Source organism: Georgenia wangjunii (genome assembly GCF_036421975.1).
In the GTDB taxonomy this organism is placed as follows: Bacteria; Actinomycetota; Actinomycetes; order Actinomycetales; family Actinomycetaceae; genus Georgenia_A; species Georgenia_A wangjunii.
Genome location: NZ_JAZGON010000011.1, coordinates 22,507 through 41,694, shown reverse-complemented (window position 1 = coordinate 41,694; position 19,188 = coordinate 22,507). Strand labels below are relative to the sequence as shown.

The 19,188-nt window shown below is 73.7% G+C and carries 17 protein-coding genes and 1 pseudogene; 14 read left to right on the top strand and 4 right to left on the bottom strand.

All coding sequences use genetic code 11. The features are described 5' to 3' along the window. The first annotated feature begins 151 nt into the window (after window positions 1–151). From ftsZ to dnaE, 9 genes and pseudogenes are all read left to right on the top strand, one after another. Window positions 152–1,438 carry a cell division protein FtsZ gene (gene ftsZ, locus V2J63_RS14085; protein ID WP_331231618.1) on the top strand — a complete coding sequence of 429 codons (1,287 nt, stop codon included), beginning with the start codon at window positions 152–154 and terminating at the stop codon, window positions 1,436–1,438. Between the two features lie 161 nt (window positions 1,439–1,599). After that, window positions 1,600–2,265 (top strand): annotated as a pseudogene (locus V2J63_RS14080) (purine nucleoside phosphorylase YfiH/LACC1 family protein); the annotation flags it as partial. A 101-nt stretch (window positions 2,266–2,366) separates the two neighbouring features. Beyond that, a complete protein-coding gene (locus V2J63_RS14075) occupies window positions 2,367–2,843 on the top strand; it encodes a cell division protein SepF (protein ID WP_331231617.1) in 477 nt (158 codons plus the stop codon). A gap of 1 nt (window position 2,844) precedes the next feature. Beyond that, window positions 2,845–3,141, top strand: coding sequence for a YggT family protein (locus V2J63_RS14070; protein WP_331231616.1), 297 nt, complete (start codon window positions 2,845–2,847; stop codon window positions 3,139–3,141). A 109-nt stretch (window positions 3,142–3,250) separates the two neighbouring features. Then, a complete protein-coding gene (locus V2J63_RS14065) occupies window positions 3,251–3,937 on the top strand; it encodes a DivIVA domain-containing protein (protein WP_331231667.1) in 687 nt (228 codons plus the stop codon). Between the two features lie 67 nt (window positions 3,938–4,004). After that, window positions 4,005–4,820, top strand: coding sequence for a signal peptidase II (locus V2J63_RS14060; RefSeq protein ID WP_331231615.1), 816 nt, complete (start codon window positions 4,005–4,007; stop codon window positions 4,818–4,820). Further along, window positions 4,813–5,742 carry an RluA family pseudouridine synthase gene (locus V2J63_RS14055; protein ID WP_331231614.1) on the top strand — a complete coding sequence of 310 codons (930 nt, stop codon included), beginning with the start codon at window positions 4,813–4,815 and terminating at the stop codon, window positions 5,740–5,742. The genes V2J63_RS14060 and V2J63_RS14055 overlap by 8 nt, the downstream gene beginning before the upstream one ends. Further along, window positions 5,739–6,251, top strand: coding sequence for a GNAT family N-acetyltransferase (locus V2J63_RS14050; protein WP_331231613.1), 513 nt, complete (start codon window positions 5,739–5,741; stop codon window positions 6,249–6,251). Before V2J63_RS14055 ends, V2J63_RS14050 begins: the two co-directional genes overlap by 4 nt. A 75-nt stretch (window positions 6,252–6,326) precedes the next feature. Beyond that, the gene (gene dnaE, locus V2J63_RS14045; RefSeq protein WP_331231612.1) at window positions 6,327–9,878 is read left to right on the top strand and encodes a DNA polymerase III subunit alpha; all 3,552 of its coding nucleotides are present in this window, start codon (window positions 6,327–6,329) and stop codon (window positions 9,876–9,878) included. Between the two features lie 16 nt (window positions 9,879–9,894). Here dnaE and V2J63_RS14040 read toward each other — a convergent pair whose 3' ends face one another. Together V2J63_RS14040 and V2J63_RS14035 are read right to left on the bottom strand one after the other, a co-directional pair. After that, window positions 9,895–10,479, bottom strand: coding sequence for a biotin transporter BioY (locus tag V2J63_RS14040; protein ID WP_331231611.1), 585 nt, complete (start codon window positions 10,477–10,479; stop codon window positions 9,895–9,897). A gap of 128 nt (window positions 10,480–10,607) precedes the next feature. Next, the gene (locus V2J63_RS14035) at window positions 10,608–10,841 is read right to left on the bottom strand and encodes an RNA-binding S4 domain-containing protein (RefSeq protein ID WP_331231610.1); all 234 of its coding nucleotides are present in this window, start codon (window positions 10,839–10,841) and stop codon (window positions 10,608–10,610) included. 88 nt (window positions 10,842–10,929) lie between these two features. Here V2J63_RS14035 and hisD point away from each other — a divergent pair, with 88 nt between their 5' ends. Beyond that, on the top strand, window positions 10,930–12,258 hold the full coding sequence (hisD, locus tag V2J63_RS14030) for a histidinol dehydrogenase (RefSeq protein ID WP_331231609.1): 1,329 nt from the start codon (window positions 10,930–10,932) through the stop codon (window positions 12,256–12,258). Between the two features lie 158 nt (window positions 12,259–12,416). On the opposite strand, the gene V2J63_RS14025 is transcribed toward hisD, so the two are convergent. Both V2J63_RS14025 and V2J63_RS14020 read right to left on the bottom strand, forming a co-directional pair. Then, complete coding sequence (locus V2J63_RS14025; protein ID WP_331231666.1) at window positions 12,417–14,726, bottom strand: RecQ family ATP-dependent DNA helicase; 2,310 nt, start codon at window positions 14,724–14,726, stop codon at window positions 12,417–12,419. A gap of 467 nt (window positions 14,727–15,193) precedes the next feature. Then, window positions 15,194–15,718 carry a pyridoxamine 5'-phosphate oxidase family protein gene (locus tag V2J63_RS14020; protein ID WP_331231608.1) on the bottom strand — a complete coding sequence of 175 codons (525 nt, stop codon included), beginning with the start codon at window positions 15,716–15,718 and terminating at the stop codon, window positions 15,194–15,196. Between the two features lie 233 nt (window positions 15,719–15,951). Between V2J63_RS14020 and V2J63_RS14015 the strand changes: the two genes are divergently transcribed. Genes V2J63_RS14015 through hisH form a run of 4 tightly spaced genes read left to right on the top strand, consistent with a single transcriptional unit; the run spans window position 15,952 to window position 19,176 of the window. Continuing rightward, complete coding sequence (locus V2J63_RS14015; RefSeq protein ID WP_331231607.1) at window positions 15,952–17,118, top strand: histidinol-phosphate transaminase; 1,167 nt, start codon at window positions 15,952–15,954, stop codon at window positions 17,116–17,118. Further along, entirely contained in the window at window positions 17,118–17,747 is a 630-nt protein-coding gene (gene hisB / locus V2J63_RS14010; protein ID WP_331231606.1) for an imidazoleglycerol-phosphate dehydratase HisB, read from the top strand. Before V2J63_RS14015 ends, hisB begins: the two co-directional genes overlap by 1 nt. Further along, window positions 17,744–18,490: a hypothetical protein gene (locus V2J63_RS14005; RefSeq protein WP_331231605.1), complete on the top strand. Its 747-nt coding sequence runs from the start codon at window positions 17,744–17,746 to the stop codon at window positions 18,488–18,490. Before hisB ends, V2J63_RS14005 begins: the two co-directional genes overlap by 4 nt. Before the next feature lie 38 nt (window positions 18,491–18,528). Further along, complete coding sequence (gene hisH / locus V2J63_RS14000) at window positions 18,529–19,176, top strand: imidazole glycerol phosphate synthase subunit HisH (protein ID WP_331231604.1); 648 nt, start codon at window positions 18,529–18,531, stop codon at window positions 19,174–19,176. Window positions 19,177–19,188 lie beyond the last annotated feature (12 nt).

Sequence of the window (19,188 nt, the reverse complement as noted above, 5' to 3'; positions counted from 1 at the left end):
GTGGCGGGGGACACGCGCGCGACACACCCCGCGATGTCGTTGCCGGGAGGCAGGTGCGCACCTAGCGTCTCCGGTGCCAGAAAATGACATAAGTCTCACCCTCAGGTACAGGTTGAGGGTTTGGCAACGCGAACGAGCGAGAGGGGCCGACGTGGCGGCACCGCAGAACTACCTGGCGGTCATCAAGGTGGTGGGTATCGGTGGCGGCGGCGTGAACGCCGTCAACCGGATGATCGAGGTCGGGCTCAAGGGCGTCGAGTTCATCGCCGTCAACACCGACGCCCAGGCACTGCTCATGAGCGACGCCGACGTCAAGCTCGACGTCGGCCGTGAGCTCACGCGTGGGCTGGGGGCCGGGGCAGACCCGGAGGTCGGCAAGAAGGCGGCGGAGGACCACGCCGAGGAGATCGAAGAGGTCCTGCGCGGCGCGGACATGGTCTTCGTCACCGCGGGCGAGGGCGGCGGCACCGGCACCGGCGGCGCACCCGTCGTCGCGCGGATCGCCCGCTCGCTGGGCGCGCTGACCATCGGCGTCGTCACGCGGCCGTTCACGTTCGAGGGTCGCCGGCGCTCGACGCAGGCGGAGTCCGGCATCGACGCGCTGCGCGCCGAGGTCGACACGCTCATCGTCATCCCGAACGACCGGCTGCTGTCCATCAGCGACCGCGGCGTCTCGGTGCTCGACGCGTTCCGCTCGGCGGACCAGGTGCTCCTCTCCGGCGTCCAGGGCATCACGGACCTCATCACGACGCCGGGCCTCATCAACCTCGACTTCGCCGACGTCAAGTCGGTCATGCAGGGGGCGGGCAGCGCGCTCATGGGCATCGGCTCCTCCCGCGGGGAGGACCGGGCCGTCCAGGCGTCCGAGCTGGCGATCTCCTCGCCGCTCCTCGAGGCGAGCATCGACGGGGCGCACGGCGTGCTCCTGTCGATCCAGGGCGGGTCCGACCTCGGTCTCTTCGAGATCCACGAGGCGGCCCGGCTCGTCCAGGAGGCCGCGCACCCGGAGGCGAACATCATCTTCGGTGCGGTCATCGACGACGCCCTCGGCGACGAGGTCCGGGTCACGGTCATCGCGGCCGGCTTCGACGGGAACAACAACGTCCAGCCGTCCGGCGCCCGGGGGGTGGGCCAGGTCTCCTCGTCCACCCGTGCGGGTGCGCTCCCCCCGGCGCCCGCGGCGCAGCCCGCCGCGGCGCCCGTCACGGCGAGCCCGGCGCAGGCGCCTGCGCAGGCCCCTGCCGTGGCCCCGTCCCCGGAGCCGGTGCACGAGCAGCCCCAGCACGCCGGGGGCAACGGTGCGCAGGTCCCGGCCTTCCTCGGGGAGGACGGGGAGCCGGCGCGGACGCGCTCGTTCGAGGTGCCGCGGGTCTTCGACGAGGAGCCCGTCCGGGCCCGCCGCGAGGAGGACCTCGACATCCCCGACTTCCTGCGGTAGTCGGGCATGACCCTCGAGCTCCTCGTCGCTGAGCTCGGCCCCGGGGGGGGGGGGGGGGGGGAGAGACGTACGAAGGGTAGGTCCCCCACAGCTGATGTGGTGGGCTCACCACGCGCGCCGGTGGCGTCTCCGCCCCGCCCTGGGCCGCGGCGGACGGTTCCGGCGGGCTCAACCTCGCCTTCCACACCGACGACGACCCCGACCGCGTCATGGCCAACCGGGACATCCTCGGCCGGGCGCTCGGTGCGCGCGTCGCCTGGGTGAGCCAGCGGCACGGGGCGGGCGTGCGCGTAGTCGACCGCGTCATGGGCGCCGGGCGGACGTCGCTGGGCACGGCCGACGTCGTCGTCGCCGACGCGCGGGCCTCGGCCGACCCGCTCGCCGTGGCCGTCATGGTCGCCGACTGCGTCCCCCTCCTCCTCGCCGGGCGCGACGGCCGCGTCGCCGCCGCCGTCCACGTCGGGCGCGGGGGGCTCGTGCGCGGCGCCGTGGCGGCGGCGCTCGACGCCCTCGCCGCGCGCGGCGCCCCGGCCGCCGACCTGTACGCGAGCATCGGCCCGAGCATCTGCGGGCGCTGCTACGAGGTGCCCGCGGGCCTGCGGGACGAGGTCGACGCGCTCGTCCCCGGCACGGCGACCCGCACGGCGTGGGGGACGCCGTCCCTCGACATCGCCGCCGGAGTGCGCGCCCAGCTCCGCAGCGCCGGCGTCACGCGCCTGCAGCACCACGACGCGTGCACCCGCGAGGACGAGCGCTTCTACAGCTTCCGCCGCGACGGGGTGACCGGGCGCTGCGCCGGCGTCGTCCGCGCGGGCGACACGCCGTAGGGACGTGCGGGGGCGTGCGCCCTCGCTGGTCTAGCGTCACGGGTAGAGCGGACACGACCCGTGATCGCGTCACACAGGTAGCCAAGCACGAGGAGCACCCCATGGCCGGAGCGCTGCGCAAGACGATGGCGTACCTCGGGTTGTCCGAGGACGAGCGTGAGCAGCAGTACATCGACGAGTTCGACGGCGCCGAGGCGTACGACGAGCCCGTCCTCGAGCCCGAGCAGCACACCGAGCGCACGGCTCAGGTCACCCCGATCAGCCGGGCGAGCGTCGTGCGCGCCGAGCCGGAGCCGGACCTGCGCCGGATCAGCACCGTCCACCCGACGACGTACAACGAGGCCCGCGTCATCGGCGAGGCGTTCCGCGACGGCACGCCCGTCATCATGAACCTCACCGGCATGAGCGAGACCGAGGCCAAGCGCATGGTCGACTTCTCCGCCGGCCTCGTGTTCGGCCTCCACGGCACGATCGAGCGCGTGACGAACCGCGTCTTCCTCCTCTCGCCCGCCACCGTCGAGGTGGCCGGCAGCGGTGAGGGCGAGGGCGGGCGAGGGCGCCTGTTCAACCAGAGCTGACGTGGGAACGCTCTTCTCCGTCCTCTACCTGCTCCTCCTGCTCTACATGCTCGTGCTCGTCGCGCGCCTCGTCCTCAGCTGGGTGCAGGTCTTCGCGCGGGACTGGCGGCCCCGTGGGATCGTCCTCATCCTCGCGGAGGTCGTCTACACCCTGACGGACCCGCCGCTGCGTGCGCTGCGCCGGCTCATCCCGCCGCTGCGGCTCGGCGGCATCGCGCTCGACCTCGGGTTCATCATCCTCTTCCTCGCTGTCAGCCTCGCGATGCAGTTCGTGGCCCAGCTGGCGGTCAGGCTGTGAGCCCCGCGCGCGAGCCTCGGCACGTCCGGCGCCCACATTGGGCTACCGTGGTGCGGTGAGTGGCGGCTTTCCCACGATCATGACCGAACAAGACATCGAGGTGACGACAATGGCGCTGCTCACAGCAGACGACGTCCTCAACAAGAAGTTCCAGCCCACCAAGTTCCGCGAGGGCTACGACCAGGACGAGGTAGACGACTTCCTGGACGAGGTCGTCAACACGCTGAGTGCGGTGACGGGCGAGAACGAGGAGCTCAAGGCCAAGCTCGCCGCCGCCGAGCGTCGGATCGCCGAGCTGACGAGCGGCGGCGCCGCCGAGGCCACGACCGCCGAGCCGGAGGCCCAGCCCGAGCCGGAGCCCCAGGCGGAGGCCGAGCCGGAGCCGGAGCCCGCAGCAGCCTTCGCGCCGCGTCAGGAGACCCCCGTGCCCGCGGCGGCCGACGCACCCGAGGAGCCCACGCAGCGGGAGTCCGCGACGGGCATGCTCGCCCTCGCGCAGCGCCTGCACGACGAGTACGTGCGCAACGGCCAGGAGGAGGGCGACCGCATCCTCGTCGAGGCCCGCACGAAGGCGGAGAAGATCGTCCGCGAGGCCGAGGACAAGCACAACCGCACCCTCGCCCAGCTCGAGCAGGAGCGCTCGCTCCTCGAGCGCAAGATCGACGAGCTCCGGGTCTTCGAGCGCGACTACCGCACTCGCCTCAAGAGCTACCTCGAGTCGCTGCTGAGCGACGTCGAAGGCCGCGGCAACGTCTCGGGACGCAACGACTCCGAGGCCCCGCAGTTCCGCAAGTGAGCAGCTGACGACGGCGGCGGTCCCCGTGGGGGCCGCCGCCGTCGTCGCGTGCCAGGGAGGCAGCGCGATGACCACCACCGAAGTTCGCCGCAGACGGGGCCGCACCGGCCTGCTCGTCCTGCTCATCGTGCTCGCCGTCGGCCTCGCCGTCGTCGACCAGGTGACGAAGTACGTCGCGGAGGCCAACCTCACGCCGGGCGTCGTCATCCCGCTCCTCGGCGACGTGCTCGGCCTCCAGCTCATCTACAACCCCGGGGCCGCGTTCTCCCTCGCGACGGGGATGACGTGGATCTTCACGGTCGTCGCCGTCGTCGTCGTCGTCGTCGTCCTGCGGGCCGCGCGCAAGCTCGGGTCGCTCGGCTGGGCGATCGCGCTCGGCATGCTCCTCGGCGGGTGCCTCGGCAACCTGTACGACCGGCTGCTGCGTGACCCCGGCTTCGCCCGCGGGCACGTCGTCGACTTCATCAACTACAACGGCTGGTTCGTCGGCAACGTCGCGGACATCGCGATCGTCGCCGCGGCGGTCCTCATCGCCATCCTCGCCATCCGCGGCATCGAGATCGACGGCAGCCGCGCCGGCGACGAGCCGGTCGTCGCCGCGGCGCCCGCCGAGGAGCCGGCCGACGACGACACCGCTGCCGACGCGGACGTCGACGTCGCGGCGTGGGTGACCGGACGGCCCGCGCGCGGGGACGCGCCGGTGGCGGACGGACCGGGGGCTGACGGCCCGGCCGTCCCGGGCGACGCTGCTCCGGAGCGCGGCGACGCCGCCGTGGCGGGCGGCTCGACGGCGGGCGGCTCGACGGCGGCTGACGCCGACGCCACCCCGCTCGCCGCACCCGAGGGCGCGAACGGCACGGCACGGTCCCGGCGCGATGTCTGAGACCCGCTCGCTCCCCGTCCCCGACGGCCTCGCGGGCGAGCGCGTCGACGCCGCCCTCGCCCGGCTCCTCGGTTTCTCCCGGACGCGCGCCGCCGAGCTCGCGGCTGCGGGCCACGTCGTGCTCGACGGCGTCGTCCTCGGCAAGTCGGACCGGCTCGTCGCCGGCGGCTGGCTCGAGGTGACCATGCCCGACGCCCCCGCGCCCGTCGCTCCGCAGGCCGTCGACGGCATGACGATCGTCCTCGAGGACGACGACCTCGTCGTCGTCGACAAGCCGGTCGGCGTCGCGGCCCACCCGAGCCCGGGCTGGACCGGGCCCACCGTCGTCGGCGGGCTCCTCGCCGCCGGGTACCGCATCGCCACGTCCGGCGCCGCCGAGCGCCAGGGGATCGTCCACCGGCTCGACGTCGGCACGTCCGGGCTCATGGTCGTGGCGAAGTCCGAGCACGCCTACTCCGTCCTCAAGCGGGCGTTCAAGGAGCGGACGGTCTCGAAGGTCTACCACGCGCTCGTCCACGGGCACATGGACCCCTCGACCGGCACGATCGACGCCCCCGTCGGGCGCGACCCGCGCCACGACTACCGCTTCGCCGTCACCGCCGACGGCAAGCCGTCGATCACCCACTACGCCACGCTCGAGGCGATGCAGGGCGCGTCGCTCCTCGAGATCCACCTCGAGACGGGCCGCACCCACCAGATCCGCGTCCACACCTCCGCGGTGCGCCACCCGTGCGTCGGCGACGTCACCTACGGCGCGGACCCGTCTTTGGCGGCCCGCCTCGGGCTCGGGCGGCAGTGGCTCCACGCCGTCCGGCTCGGCTTCGCCCACCCCGCCACCGGGTCGCCGGTCGAGGTGAGCAGCGACTACCCGGCCGACCTGGCCGGTGCACTGGAGCGGATGCGCGCGGGAGGAACGCGATGAACGACGCCGTCGTGGTCGAGCGGGTGACGTCCCGCGCCGAGCTCGAGGAGGCCTGGGAGGTCCGGTTCGAGGTCTTCGTCCGCGAGCAGGGGGTGCCCCTCGAGGAGGAGGTCGACGACGCCGACACGGCGCCGAGCACCACCCACGTCCTCGCGCGCTCCGGCGACGCCGTCGTCGGGACCGGGCGCCTCCTCAGCGACCCGGACCACGCCGGCGAGGTCCACCTCGGACGCCTCGCGGTGCGCGCGGCCGCCCGCGGGAGCGGCGTGGGCGCCCGCCTCGTCACCGCGCTCGAGGCGATCGCCCTCGCCGACCACGGCGTCGCCGCCGGGGCGCCGGACGGCGGCGCCGACGGCGGCGCCAGGGACCTCACGGTGCGCGTCGTCCTGGCCGCGCAGGAGTCCGTCATGGGCTTCTACGCACGCCTCGGCTACACCGTCGTCACCGGCGAGCGCTTCCTGGACGCTGGCATCTGGCACCAGGACATGGCCCGCCACGTGCGGGCGTGAGGCACCGGCCGGGCGTGCGGCGCGCCACGCCCAGGCAGCCTCGAGGACGTCTCCGGGCGACCTAGACTGGAGCGCATGACTGCTGGACGACCCGACGACTTCGTCCACCTCCACGTGCACACCGAGTACTCGATGCTCGACGGCGCCGCCCGCCTGGACGACCTCTTCACCGAGGCGACGCGGATCGGCCAGAAAGCCGTGGCGATGACGGACCACGGGTACCTCTTCGGGGCCTACGACTTCTGGTCCGCGGCGAAGCGCCACGGCATCAAGCCGATCATCGGGATCGAGGCCTACCTCACGCCCGGCACGTCGCGCTTCGACAAGACGCGCGTGCGCTGGGGCGACGAGTCCCAGGCCTCCGACGACGTCTCGGCGCGCGGGGCGTACACCCACATGACGATGCTCGCCCGCACGACCGAGGGGATGAACAACCTCTTCCGGCTCGGGTCGCAGGCCTCCCTCGACGGCCAGATGGGCAAGTGGCCCCGCATGGACCGCGAGCTGCTCAACACCTACGGCGCCGGCCTCATCGCGACGACGGGCTGCCCCTCCGGGGAGGTCCAGACCCGGATCCGGCTCGGGCAGTACGACGAGGCGGTGCGCGCGGCGGGCGAGTTCCAGGACATCTTCGGCGCGGAGAACTTCTACGTCGAGCTCATGGACCACGGCCTCGACATCGAGCGGCGGGTCATCAAGGACCTGCTGCGCCTGTCCAAGGACATCGGCGCGCCGCTGCTCGCGACGAACGACTCGCACTACACGCGTCCCGAGGACGCGAAGATGCACGAGGCGATGCTCTGCCTCCAGTCGGGCTCGACGCTCGCCGACCCGGACCGGTTCCGGTTCAACGGCGACACGTACTACCTGCGCCCGGGCGCGGAGATGCGCGACCTGTGGCGCGAGCTGCCCGAGGCGTGCGACAACACCCTCGTCGTCGCCGACCAGTGCGACGTCACTTTCCGCACGACCGCCGAGGGCGCGAACTACATGCCGCGCTTCGAGGTCCCGGCGGGCGAGGACGAGCACTCGTGGTTCGTCAAGGAGGTCGAGAAGGGGCTCGCCTACCGGTACCCGGCCGGCGTGCCCGACCACGTGCGCAAGCAGGCGGAGTACGAGGTCGGCGTCATCACCCAGATGGGCTTCCCGGCGTACTTCCTCGTGGTCGCCGACTTCATCAACTGGGCGAAGGACAACGGGATCCGGGTGGGGCCCGGCCGTGGGTCCGGCGCCGGCTCGATGGTGGCGTACGCGCTGCGCATCACCGACCTCGACCCGCTCGTCCACGGCCTCATCTTCGAGCGGTTCCTCAACCCCGACCGCGTCTCGATGCCCGACTTCGACGTCGACTTCGACGAGCGCCGGCGCGGCGAGGTCATCCGTTACGTCACCGAGAAGTACGGCGACGACCGCGTCGCCCAGGTCGTCACGTACGGCACGATCAAGGCGAAGCAGGCCCTCAAGGACTCCGCCCGCGTGCTCGGCTTCCCGTTCCAGATGGGGGAGAAGCTGACGAAGGCGATGCCGCCGTCGGTCATGGGCAAGGACATCACCCTCACCGGCATCTTCGACCCGCGGGACAAGCGCTACGCCGAGGCGGAGGAGTTCCGCCAGCTCCACGCGACAGACCCGGACGCGCAGGCGGTCGTCGAGACGGCGCAGGGCCTCGAGGGGATCAAGCGGCAGTGGGGCGTGCACGCGTGCGCCGTCATCATGTCCTCCGTCCCGCTCCAGGACGTCATCCCCGTCATGCGCCGTCCCCAGGACGGCGCGATCATCACGCAGTTCGACTACCCGACGTGCGAGAGCCTCGGGCTGCTCAAGATGGACTTCCTCGGGCTGCGCAACCTCACCGTCCTCGACGACGCCCTCGTCAACATCGTCGTCAACGGCAAGGAGCCGGTCGACCTCGAGCGGCTCACGCTCGACGACCCGGCGACGTACGAGCTTCTCGGCCGCGGGGACACCCTCGGCGTGTTCCAGCTCGACGGCTCCGGCATGCGCACCCTCCTGCGGCTCATGCGCCCCGACAACTTCGAGGACATCTCCGCCGTCGGCGCGCTCTACCGGCCGGGCCCCATGGGCGCGAACTCCCACACGAACTACGCGCTGCGCAAGAACGGCCAGCAGCCGATCGACCCGATCCACCCCGAGCTCGCCGAGCCCCTCGCGGAGATCCTCGGGACCACGCACGGCCTCATCGTGTACCAGGAGCAGGTCATGGCGATCGCGCAGAAGGTCGCCGGGTACAGCCTCGGCCAGGCCGACCTGCTGCGTCGCGCCATGGGCAAGAAGAAGAAGTCCGAGCTGGACAAGCAGTTCGCCAGCTTCGAGGCCGGCATGCTCGAGCGCGGGTACTCGCCCGCCGCCGTCAAGACGCTGTGGGACATCCTCCTGCCGTTCTCGGACTACGCGTTCAACAAGGCGCACTCCGCGGCGTACGGGATGGTCTCGTACTGGACCGCCTTCCTCAAGGCCAACTACCCGACCGAGTACATGGCGGCCCTGCTCACGTCGACGCAGGACAACAAGGACCGCCTGGGGCTCTACCTCGGCGAGGCGCGGCACATGGGCATCACGGTCCTGCCGCCCGACGTCAACACCTCGGCGGCGAGCTTCACGCCCGTCGGCACGCAGATCCGGTTCGGCCTCGCGGCGATCCGAAACGTCGGCGGGCACGTCGTCGACGCGATCATCGCGACGCGGACGGAGAAGGGGGAGTTCACCTCCTTCCAGGACTTCCTCGACAAGGTGCCGGCCGTCGTGTGCAACAAGCGCACGGTCGAGTCGCTCATCAAGGCCGGCGCGTTCGACACGCTTGGCCACTCGCGCCGGGCGCTCGTCGCCAGTCACGAGCGGGCGATCGACTCGGTCATCGGCGTCAAGCGCAAGGAGGCCGAGGGGCAGTTCGACCTCTTCGCCTCGGTCTTCGGTGACGACGACGGCGCGGGCAGCGGGTTCACCGAGGAGATCCCCGACCTGCCCGAGTGGGACAAGCGCGAGAAGCTGGCGTTCGAGCGGCAGATGCTCGGCCTCTACGTCTCCGACCACCCGCTCTTCGGACTCGAGCACGTGCTCCAGCGGGCCGCGGACACCTCCGTCGCCTCGCTGCTCACCGACGAGGGGCGCCCCGACGGCACGATGGTGACGATCGCCGGGCTCATCACCTCGCTGCAGCGCAAGATGACGAAGAACGGCAACCCGTGGGCGATCGCGACGGTCGAGGACCTCGAGGGATCGATCGAGGTGCTCTTCTTCCCGCAGACCTACGCGACGGTCTCGACCGTGCTCGCCGAGGACACGATCATCACGGTCAAGGGCCGGCTCAACCGGCGCGACGACATCCCGACGATCAACGCCTCCGAGATCACCCTGCCGGACATCACGTCCTCGACGGACGGGCCGATCCAGGTCACCCTCGCGGCGAACCGCTGCACCACGCCCATCGTCGAGCGGCTCAAGGGGATCCTCACCGACCACCCGGGCGGGTCCGAGGTGCGCCTGCGCCTGACGAGCCCGGGGCGCGCGACGGTCATGCGGCTCGAGGACAGCTTCCGGGTGGAGCCGTCGTCGGCGCTCTTCGGGGACCTCAAGGCGCTGCTCGGCCCGAGCTGCCTCACGACCTGAGGCGGCCCGGCGCGCCTCAGGGGCGGCGGTCGCCCGTGCCCAGGAGCCGCCACGTCGTGGGGAGCAGGGCGGCGGCCAGCGCAGCCTTGATGGCGTCGCCGACGAGGAACGGGACGACGCCGAGCGCGAGCGCCTCGCCGAGCCCGACGTCGAGGAAGGCCATGAGCCACGGGACGCCACCGGCGTAGACGGCGAGGGCGCCGAGCGCGGTGGCGGTCCACGCGCCGAGGGGGCGCCGGTCCGCGCCGCGCCGGGCGAGCGCCCCGACGAGGGCGGCGGCGAGGACGTAGCCGAGGACGTAGCCGAACGAGGCCATGTGCCAGCCCGAGGCCGCCCCGGCGAACCACGGCACGCCCGCGATGCCGGCGAGGGCGAAGAGCCCCATGCTCGCCGCGCCACGGACGGGCCCGAGGGTCGCGCCCACGAGCAGGACGGCGAAGGTGCCGAGCGAGAGGGGCACCGGGGTGAACGGCAGCGGCACCGCGACCTGCCCGAGGACGCCGGTGAGGACGGCGCCGCCGGTGACGAGGGCGACGTCGCGGACGCGGCTCGCGGGGATGAGGTCGGCGAGGACGGCGGGACCGGCAGTGGTGATCGTCATGCGTTCACGGTAGCGACGGCGGGGGCGCCGCCGGGTGCGGGCACGCACAAGAACGCCGAGGCGGCGCTGTGCGATCCCGGCATGACGGGGGACGTCATCCGGTGGGTTCCTGACCCGGGGCCGTGCCGTCAGCCGACGCGGGCGCCGACCGCGCCGGTGGGCTGGTCGACCTCGACGAGCATCCCCGCGGAGAGCTGACGGCCGCGGCGGGTCTCGACCTCGCCGTCGACGCGGACCTCGCCCTCGGCGATGAGGTCGCGGGCGTCCGCCCCGGAGTCGACGAGGTTCGCGAGCTTGAGGAACTGGCCCAGGCGGATGGTCCCGTCGGTGACGGGGACGGTGGGGACGTCGTCGGCGCTCATGGGTCGATCCTGCCAGGTGACGGACGCGGCGGGGCGGCGACCTGGACGCGGCGACGGCCGGGCGCTCGACGGACCTACCATCGGGGACATGCTCAGGCGTATCGACCTTCGCGGATCGTCCCTCTCTCCCAGCGAGCTCGCCGCGGTGCTGCCGCGCGCGGCCCTCGACGTCGAGGGAGCCATGGCGCAGATCGCGCCCGTGCTCGCCGACGTCAAGGCGCGGGGCGCCGCTGCCCTCCGCGACACCTCCGAGCGGTTCGACGGCGTGCGCCCGGAGCACCTGCGCGTGCCGGCCTCCGCGCTCGAGCAGGCGCTCGACCAGCTCGACCCGGCCGTCCGGGAGGGGCTCGAGCTCTCGATCGCCCACAACCGCGCGGGCCACGCGGCGCAGCTGCCCGTCGAGCGGAGCACCGAGATCGTGCCGGGCGGGTTCGTCCGCCAGCGCTGGGTACCCGTGCGCCGGGTCGGGCTGTACGTGCCCGGCGGGCTGGCCGTCTACCCCTCGAGCGTCGTCATGAACGCTGTCGCCGCGCAGGTGGCCGGCGTGGACGAGCTCGCCATCGCGAGCCCGCCGCAGAAGGCCTTCGGTGGCCTGCCGCATCCCGTCGTCCTCGCCGCGTGCGCGCTGCTCGGCGTCGCGGAGGTCTACGCCGTCGGGGGGGCGCAGGCGGTGGCGATGTTCGCCTACGGCGCAGCCGGTGAGGCGGGCACCGCGGACCCCGAGCGCCTGTGCGAGCCGGTCGACGTCGTCACCGGGCCGGGCAACATCTACGTCGCGGCGGCCAAGCGCGCGGTCATGGGCACCGTCGGCATCGACGCCGAGGCCGGGACGACGGAGATCGCCGTCCTCGCGGACGCCGGGGCGAACGCCGCCGCGGTGGCGGTCGACCTCATCTCCCAGGCCGAGCACGATCCCGCCGCCGCCTCCGTCCTCGTCACCGACTCGCCCGAGCTCGCCGACGCCGTCGACGCCGAGATCGCCGTCCGGGCCGCGCGTACCAAGCACGCCGAGCGGGTGCGCACGGCGCTGACGGGGCCGCAGTCCGGGACCGTCCTCGTCGCCGACGTCGAGCAGGGCATCGCCGTGTGCGACGCGTACGCCGCCGAGCACCTCGAGATTCACACGGCCGACGCGGCCGCGGTCGCCGCGCGCATCCGCAACGCGGGCGCGATCTTCGTCGGGACGTACTCGCCGGTGCCGCTCGGGGACTACCTCGCCGGCTCGAACCACGTCCTGCCCACGGGCGGGACGGCGGCGTTCGCCTCGGGCCTGAGCGTCATGGCCTTCCTCAAGGGCGTCCAGGTCATCGAGTACGGGGAGACCGCCCTCAAGGAGCTCGCCGCCCCGCTCACGGCGCTCGCGACGTCGGAGGACCTTCCCGCCCACGCCGAGGCGGTCAACGCCCGGTTCGAGTAGGGCGTGTCGTCGCGCCGGCGCACTCGAGCGAGCGTCGGGGCTGCGCGGCCTGTCCGGGTTCGCCGGGCTGGCACCGCTCCGCTGCACGCTGCCCGCCCGCTGAGTGACCGTGCCCGCTGAGTGACCGTGCCCGCCGGCGACGCCGTGCCACAGGCGGCCTACCGCTGCGCGAGGACGAACGGCGAGACCGCGGCCGCGCCGGCCTGGCGCAGGAGCCGTGCCGCGACGGTGATCGTCCAGCCGGAGTCGGTGTAGTCGTCGACGAGGACGAGGTGGCGCCTGGGCAGCGCGGCGGCCGTCGCCTCGGGCAGGTCGAGATGGAGCCTGCGGTGGACACCGGCGAGGCGCTGCGCCGAGTTGATGTCGTGCCGTCCGGCCTCGACGTGCGGCGCAGGCGCGACCGAACCGACGACCTTCACCCCGAGGATGTGCGCGACGCCCGCCGCGAGGTGGCGCACGAGGCTGGGCCGGCTCGCCGACTCGACGAGGACGACCCCCTCGACGGGTCCCGCCCCGCCGGTGCTCCCGGCGCCCCCGAGCCCGGTGCCCGCACGCGCACCGCTCGCCAGCCAGTCCTCGAGGACCTGCTGGACGGGGCCGCGCAGGACGGGCGGCAGCTCGCCGTCGCGGGGGCCGCCCTCGGGTCGCTCCGCTGTGGGGTTGAGGTCGAAGAGCTCGCGGAGGGCGACGGACCAGCCGAGGCCGTCGAGGCGGCCGACGGCGCGCCCGGTCTCGGCGCGCTCGTCGTCGCCGATCTTGCCGCGCAGCTCGATCCCGAGGGCGTCCATCCCCGTCGGCCACTGGCGTCGTGCGGTGACCTCGATGCCGGGGCGGTCGAGGCCGGTCCGGGTGCGCGACACCGACTCGGCGCCGGGCGCCGCCGGGAGGTCGAGCCCACCGCAGAGGTCGCAGCGGCCGCACCGCCACCCGGGCGCGAGGTCCGGGTCGTCGAGCTGCGCACGCAGGAACGCCATGCGGCAGGCGTCGGCGGCACCGGCGGGCGCGGTGGCGCCGTCGTCGCCGGTGGAGAGGGCCGGCTCGTCGCCGGTGGAGCGGGGCGCGGCGCCGTCGCCGGGAAGGCCGGTCGCGGCGTCGTCCCCCAGCCGCTCGTAGGCGAGCATCGCGGCCTGCTCCCGGGCGCGGGCCTCCTCGACCCGTGCGTAGCGCTCGCGGTCGTACTCCCACGCCTGCCCGGTGGTCTCCCACCCGCCCTTGACGCGGCGGAGCGCGCCGTCGACGTCGAGGACCTTGAGCATCATCTCGAGCCGGTTGCGCCGGAGGTCGACGTGGGTCTCGAGCCGCGCCGTCGACATGACGCCGCCCGCCTCGAGCGCTGCGAGCGACTGCCGCACGGATGCCTCGGGGGGGAAGGCCATGGACCCGAACCAGGCCCAGATGTCCGCGTCCTCGCGCCCGGGCAGGAGGACGACGTCCGCCCGGTCCACCCCGCGGCCGGCGCGCCCGACCTGCTGGTAGTACGCGATGGGGGAGGACGGGGCGCCGAGGTGGATGACGAACGCGAGGTCCGGCTTGTCGAAGCCCATGCCGAGCGCGGAGGTCGCCACGAGCGCCTTGACGCGGTTCTCCTTGAGGTCGCTCTCGAGCTGCTCACGCTCGGCCGGGTCGGTCTGCCCGGTGTAGGAACGGACCTCGAGCCCGGCGGCACGCAGCTGCTCCGTCACCTGCTGGGCCGCGGAGACCGTGAGGGCGTAGACGATGCCCGAGCCGTCGTAGCGGGGGAGGTTCTCGGCGAGCCACGCGATGCGCGTCGCCTGGTCCGGCAGCCGCAGCACCCCGAGGTGCAGAGAAGGGCGGTCGAGGGAGCCGCGGAGGACGAGGACGTCGCGCTCGGCGCGGCCGGCGGCCTGCACGCCGAGCTGCTCGGCGACGTCGGAGCTCACCCGGGCGTTCGCCGTCGCCGTCGTGGCGAGCACGGGGATGCCGGCGGGGAGGTCACCGATGAGGGTGCGGATGCGGCGGTAGTCGGGGCGGAAGTCGTGCCCCCAGTCGGAGATGCAGTGCGCCTCGTCGATGACGACGAGGCCGGCGCTCGCGGCGAGGCGGGGGAGCACCTCGTCGCGGAAGGCGGGGTTGTTGAGCCGCTCCGGTGAGCACAGCAGGACGTCGACCTCGCCCGCGGCGATCGCGGCGTGGACGCCCTCCCACTCGGTGACGTTCGCCGAGTTGATCGTCACGGCGCGGATCCCCGCGCGGGAGGCGGCCGAGACCTGGTCCCGCATGAGCGCGAGGAGCGGGGAGACGATGACCGTGGGGCCGCTGCCACGGGCACGCAGGAGGGCGGTGGCGACGAAGTAGACGGCGGACTTGCCCCACCCGGTGCGCTGGACGACGAGCGCCCGGCGACGGTGGGAGACGAGCGCCTCGATCGCCGTCCACTGGTCCTCGCGCAGGCGCGCGTCGGGCGAGCCGACGAGCGACCGCAGAGCGGCCTCCGCCTCGACGCGCAGGCCATCGGGTCCGGCACCCCCGCCGGGAGTGGTGCCGGGGCCGGCGGCGGTACCGGTGCGGTCGGGAGCGGTGGCGGCAGCGTTCCCGGCCGCACGTGCGTCCGGGATCGCGTCGTCGAGCTCGATGCCGGCTGCGGGGTGGTCGCTCACGGTTCCTCCAGGGTGGGCTGGGGGTCCACGGTGCCACGTCCGGCGCCAGGGTCGGCACCGGGGTCGCCCGGCGGTGGACAGGGCGCCGGCGTGGCCGTCGACCGCGCGGCTCGCGCCGCCTCGTCCGCCGCGATCGCCCGGCACGTCTCCCAGCTGTGTGAGCGCCACCGTAGACGTTCCCGCGGGAACGTCTACTGAGAAGCGTTCCCAGCACCTGCTGGATGCTGCCACGACGACGAGCGGCCGTGCCGCCGTCGGCCGCGAGGCACCGATGCTGCGGGGGCAGCGCGTGCGCCGGCTCGACGACGTCACGCCGCTCAGTCGTCTGACGGCCCTGCCGTGAACCGCCAGCGCGTGGGGCGGGTCGCGAAGTCGTCGTCACGCTCGATGACGGAGAGCACGCGCTCGGGCGTCACCTCGACGACGACGTGCGCGAGGACGAAGTCCGCACTGATCTCCGGGGACAGCGGCCGGTACTTCGCGACGTACCGGTGCGCCCACTGCTCGCGGCACGCGTCGTCGGTGACGACCTCGGCGCGCCCCTCGAGGGAGACGCACTCGACCGTGTCGTCGGTGGCGACGACGACCTGCGGGTTGACCGCGACGTTGCGGGCCTTGCGGGACCGCGGGCCGCACGAGAACGCGAAGCGCCTGTCCTCCTCGTCCCACACGCCCCACACCGGCAGCGCGTGCGGCCGGCCGGCGGCCGAGACGGTGACGAGCCAATAGTTCCGGCCCCCGGAGAGCCTCGTCGCCGCCCAGCTCCACGGGAGCGGGCGCCACGTCTCGGCCCGGACGCCGTAGTCCGGCATGTACGGCAGCTCGGCGACGGGATCGGCCATGGCGAAACCCTAGTGACGGGCGACGTGACGGTGAAGGCGCCGCCCGCTGCCGCCGCCTCGTTCGCCACTCCGCAGGGCGGCCGACGGCGTGACGACCACGCCCCGGGGACGTTCCCGCGGGAACGTCTATCGAGATGCGTTCTCACCGAGATCCGCCGTCAACCGGAACGGTTCTCCTGGGAGCAGGGCGCCCGGCTTCGGCCCGGCCCGCGCGCCTGCCTAGACTCAGGCCCGTGACCAGCACGTCGGCCGACCGGCCCGAACCCTCCCTGACCATCGCCCCGCTCCCGGTGCGGCCCGGCCTCGAGGGCATGGAGCCCTACGGCGCGCCGCAGCTCGACGTGCCGGTCCTGCTCAACGTCAACGAGAACCCGCACGCCCCGGCGCCGGACGTCATCGCGGACATCGCCGACGCCGTGCGTGCCGCCGCCGCCGGGCTCAACCGGTACCCGGACCGGGACTTCCTCGACCTCCGCGCCGAGCTCGCCGACTACCTCCGGGTCGAGTCGGGCGTCGTTGGACTCGCCGCCGAGAACCTGTGGGCGGCGAACGGCTCGAACGAGATCATGCTGCACCTGCTCCAGGCCTTCGGCGGCCCAGGGCGTTGCGTCCTGTCCTTCGCCCCGACGTACTCGATGTACCCCGAGTACGCGCGCGACACCCTCACGGGGTGGGTCGCCGGCCGGCGCGAGGACGACTTCACCATCGACGTCGCCCACGCCCTCGACCAGCTCACCGAGCACCGGCCCGCCGTCGTCCTCCTCGCGAGCCCGAACAACCCGACGGGCACGGCGCTGCCGCTCGCCACCGTCGAGGCGATCGCCGAGGCCGCCGCGACCGCCGGGCCCGTGGGGCCCGACGGTGCGCCGACGGCGAGCGTCGTCGTCGTCGACGAGGCCTACGCCGAGTTCCGCCGCGAAGGAACGCCGAGCGCGCTCACGCTCCTCGAGCGCTACCCCCACCTCGCCGTCTCGCGGACGATGTCGAAGGCGTTCGGCATGGCCGGTGCCCGCGTCGGCTACCTCGCCGCCGCCCCGGCGCTCGTCGACGTCCTGCGGGTGGTGCGCCTGCCCTACCACCTGTCCGCCGTGACGCAGGCGGTCGCCCGGGCGGCGCTGCGCCACCGCGACGCGCTCATGGGCCAGGTCGCCACGCTGCGGGCCGAGCGGGACGCGCTCGTCGTCTGGCTGCGCGACCACGCCCTCACGGTCGCCGACTCCGACGCGAACTTCGTCCTCTTCGGTCCTTTCCAGAACCGGGAGCAGGTGTGGGAAGGTCTGCTGGAGCGTGGGGTGCTCATCCGGGTGGTCGGACCGCCCGGCTGGCTGCGGGTCTCGATCGGGACCCGCGAGGAGATGGCTGCCTTCCGGGCGGCCCTGGAGGAGGTGCTCGGGTGGTGATGGCACGCAAGGAGCGCGCAGGCACGGCCGGTCCCCGGACCGCCCGTATCGAGCGCAGCACGTCTGAGTCGAGCGTCCTCGTCGAGCTCGACCTCGACGGCACGGGCGCCACCGACATCTCGACGTCGGTCCCCTTCTACGACCACATGCTCACCGCGCTCGGCAAGCACTCGCTCATCGACCTCACGGTCCGCGCGACGGGCGACACCGAGATCGACGCGCACCACACGGTCGAGGACGTCGCCATCTCCATCGGCGAGGCCCTGCGCGAAGCGCTCGGCGACAAGGCAGGCATCTCGCGCTTCGGCGACGCGCTCGTCCCGCTCGACGAGGCGCTGGCCCAGGCCGTCGTCGACGTCTCCGGCCGCCCCTACCTCGTCCACTCCGGCGAGCCCGCCGGCCAGGAGTACCACCTCATCGGCGGGCACTTCACCGGCTCCCTCACGCGCCACGTCTTCGAGTCGATCGCCCACCACGCGGGCATCTGCCTCCACGTGCGCGTCCTCGGCGGGCGCGACCCGCACCACATCGTCGAGGCGCAGTTCAAGGCGCTCGCCCGTGCGCTGCGCTCCGCCGTCGCCCGCGACCCGCGGGTGAGCGGCGTGCCGTCGACCAAGGGGGCGCTGTGAGCGAGGAACCGGTTCCCGTCGCGCTCGTCCTCACGCCGGTCGCCTCGGCGGCCGCGCTCGCGGGCCTGTGCTCGATGACGGGCCTCGACGTCCACGTCGTGCCCTCCCGCGGCGGCGCGGTCGCCGTCCTCGAGCTGACGTCGTCGGGTGCGGCGCTCTCGGCCCAGGGCGACGCAGCGGTCGGTGCCGCGCCGACGCCGCCCGGGACGGACGTCCCGGCGGGCGACGGCGCGGACCTCACCACGGCGGACGGCGCCGCCCCCGCGGCCACGCCAGCCGCAGCCGACGCGGCCGCGCCCGGCGACGACGCAGCTACGCCCACCGACGCGTCCGTGCTCCCCGGCACGGCGGACGACGCCGGGACGGGCATCGACTGGGACATCTCCGAGCTCCTCGGCCCCGAGGTCGGCGACGGCGTCCCGCCCGCCGCCGACGAGCTGGCCCGGACCCTCTCGCGCCTGTCGAAGTCCGGCGTCGTCCTCCTCACCGCGACGCTCGCGACCGACGCCGGTCTCGAGCCGGGCCTGTCCGGGCAGCTCTCGGCCCGGCGCTACAGCGAGGGCGAGCCGGGGGAGGAGGTCCCTCCCGGGCTCATCCTCGCCGGGGCCGACGAGGTGGTCGAGGACCTCATCCTCGGGCGCTGCCGCGTCGAGGACGTCCGGGGCCACGAGCGCTCGGGCACGCTGCCCCGCTGGAAGGCGGCCCAGATGTTCGCCAAGGGCTTGCGCCGTCGTCGGCCCTGAGGCGCACGCACCTGCGCGCTCCTTGTAACCTGAGTGGCGTGAGCACCAAGCCGAGCGTCGTCGTCCTCGACCACGGGTCCGGCAATATCCGCTCCGCCGTCCGCGCCCTCGAGCGCGCCGGGGCGGACGTCACCCTCACGGCCGCGCCCGACGCCGTCGCCGAGGCGGACGGGCTCGTCGTCCCCGGGGTGGGCGCCTTCGCCGCCGTCATGGAGCAGCTGCGCGCCGTCAGCGGCCCGCGCCTCATCGAGCGTCGCCTCGCGGGCGGCCGCCCCGTCCTCGGCATCTGCGTCGGCATGCAGGTCCTCTTCACGGAGGGCCGCGAGCACGGCGTCCCCGCCCGGGGCCTCGACCAGTGGCCCGGCACCGTCGAGCGCCTCGAGGCGGACGTCGTGCCGCACATGGGATGGGCACCCGTGAGCGCCCCCGAGGGCTCGCGCCTCTTCGACGGCATCGCCGACGAGCGCTTCTACTTCGTCCACTCCTACGGCGTGCAGACCGACCCGACCGCGGACTTCGACGCCTCCTCCCCGCTCGCCACGCCGCTCGTCACGTGGGCCGACCACGGCGGCCGCTTCGTCGCCGCCGTCGAGAACGGGCCCCTCGCCGCGACCCAGTTCCACCCCGAGAAGTCCGGTGACGCCGGCGCGCAGCTCCTGCGCAACTGGGTCACGTCCCTGCGCTGAGGCGCGCCCCGC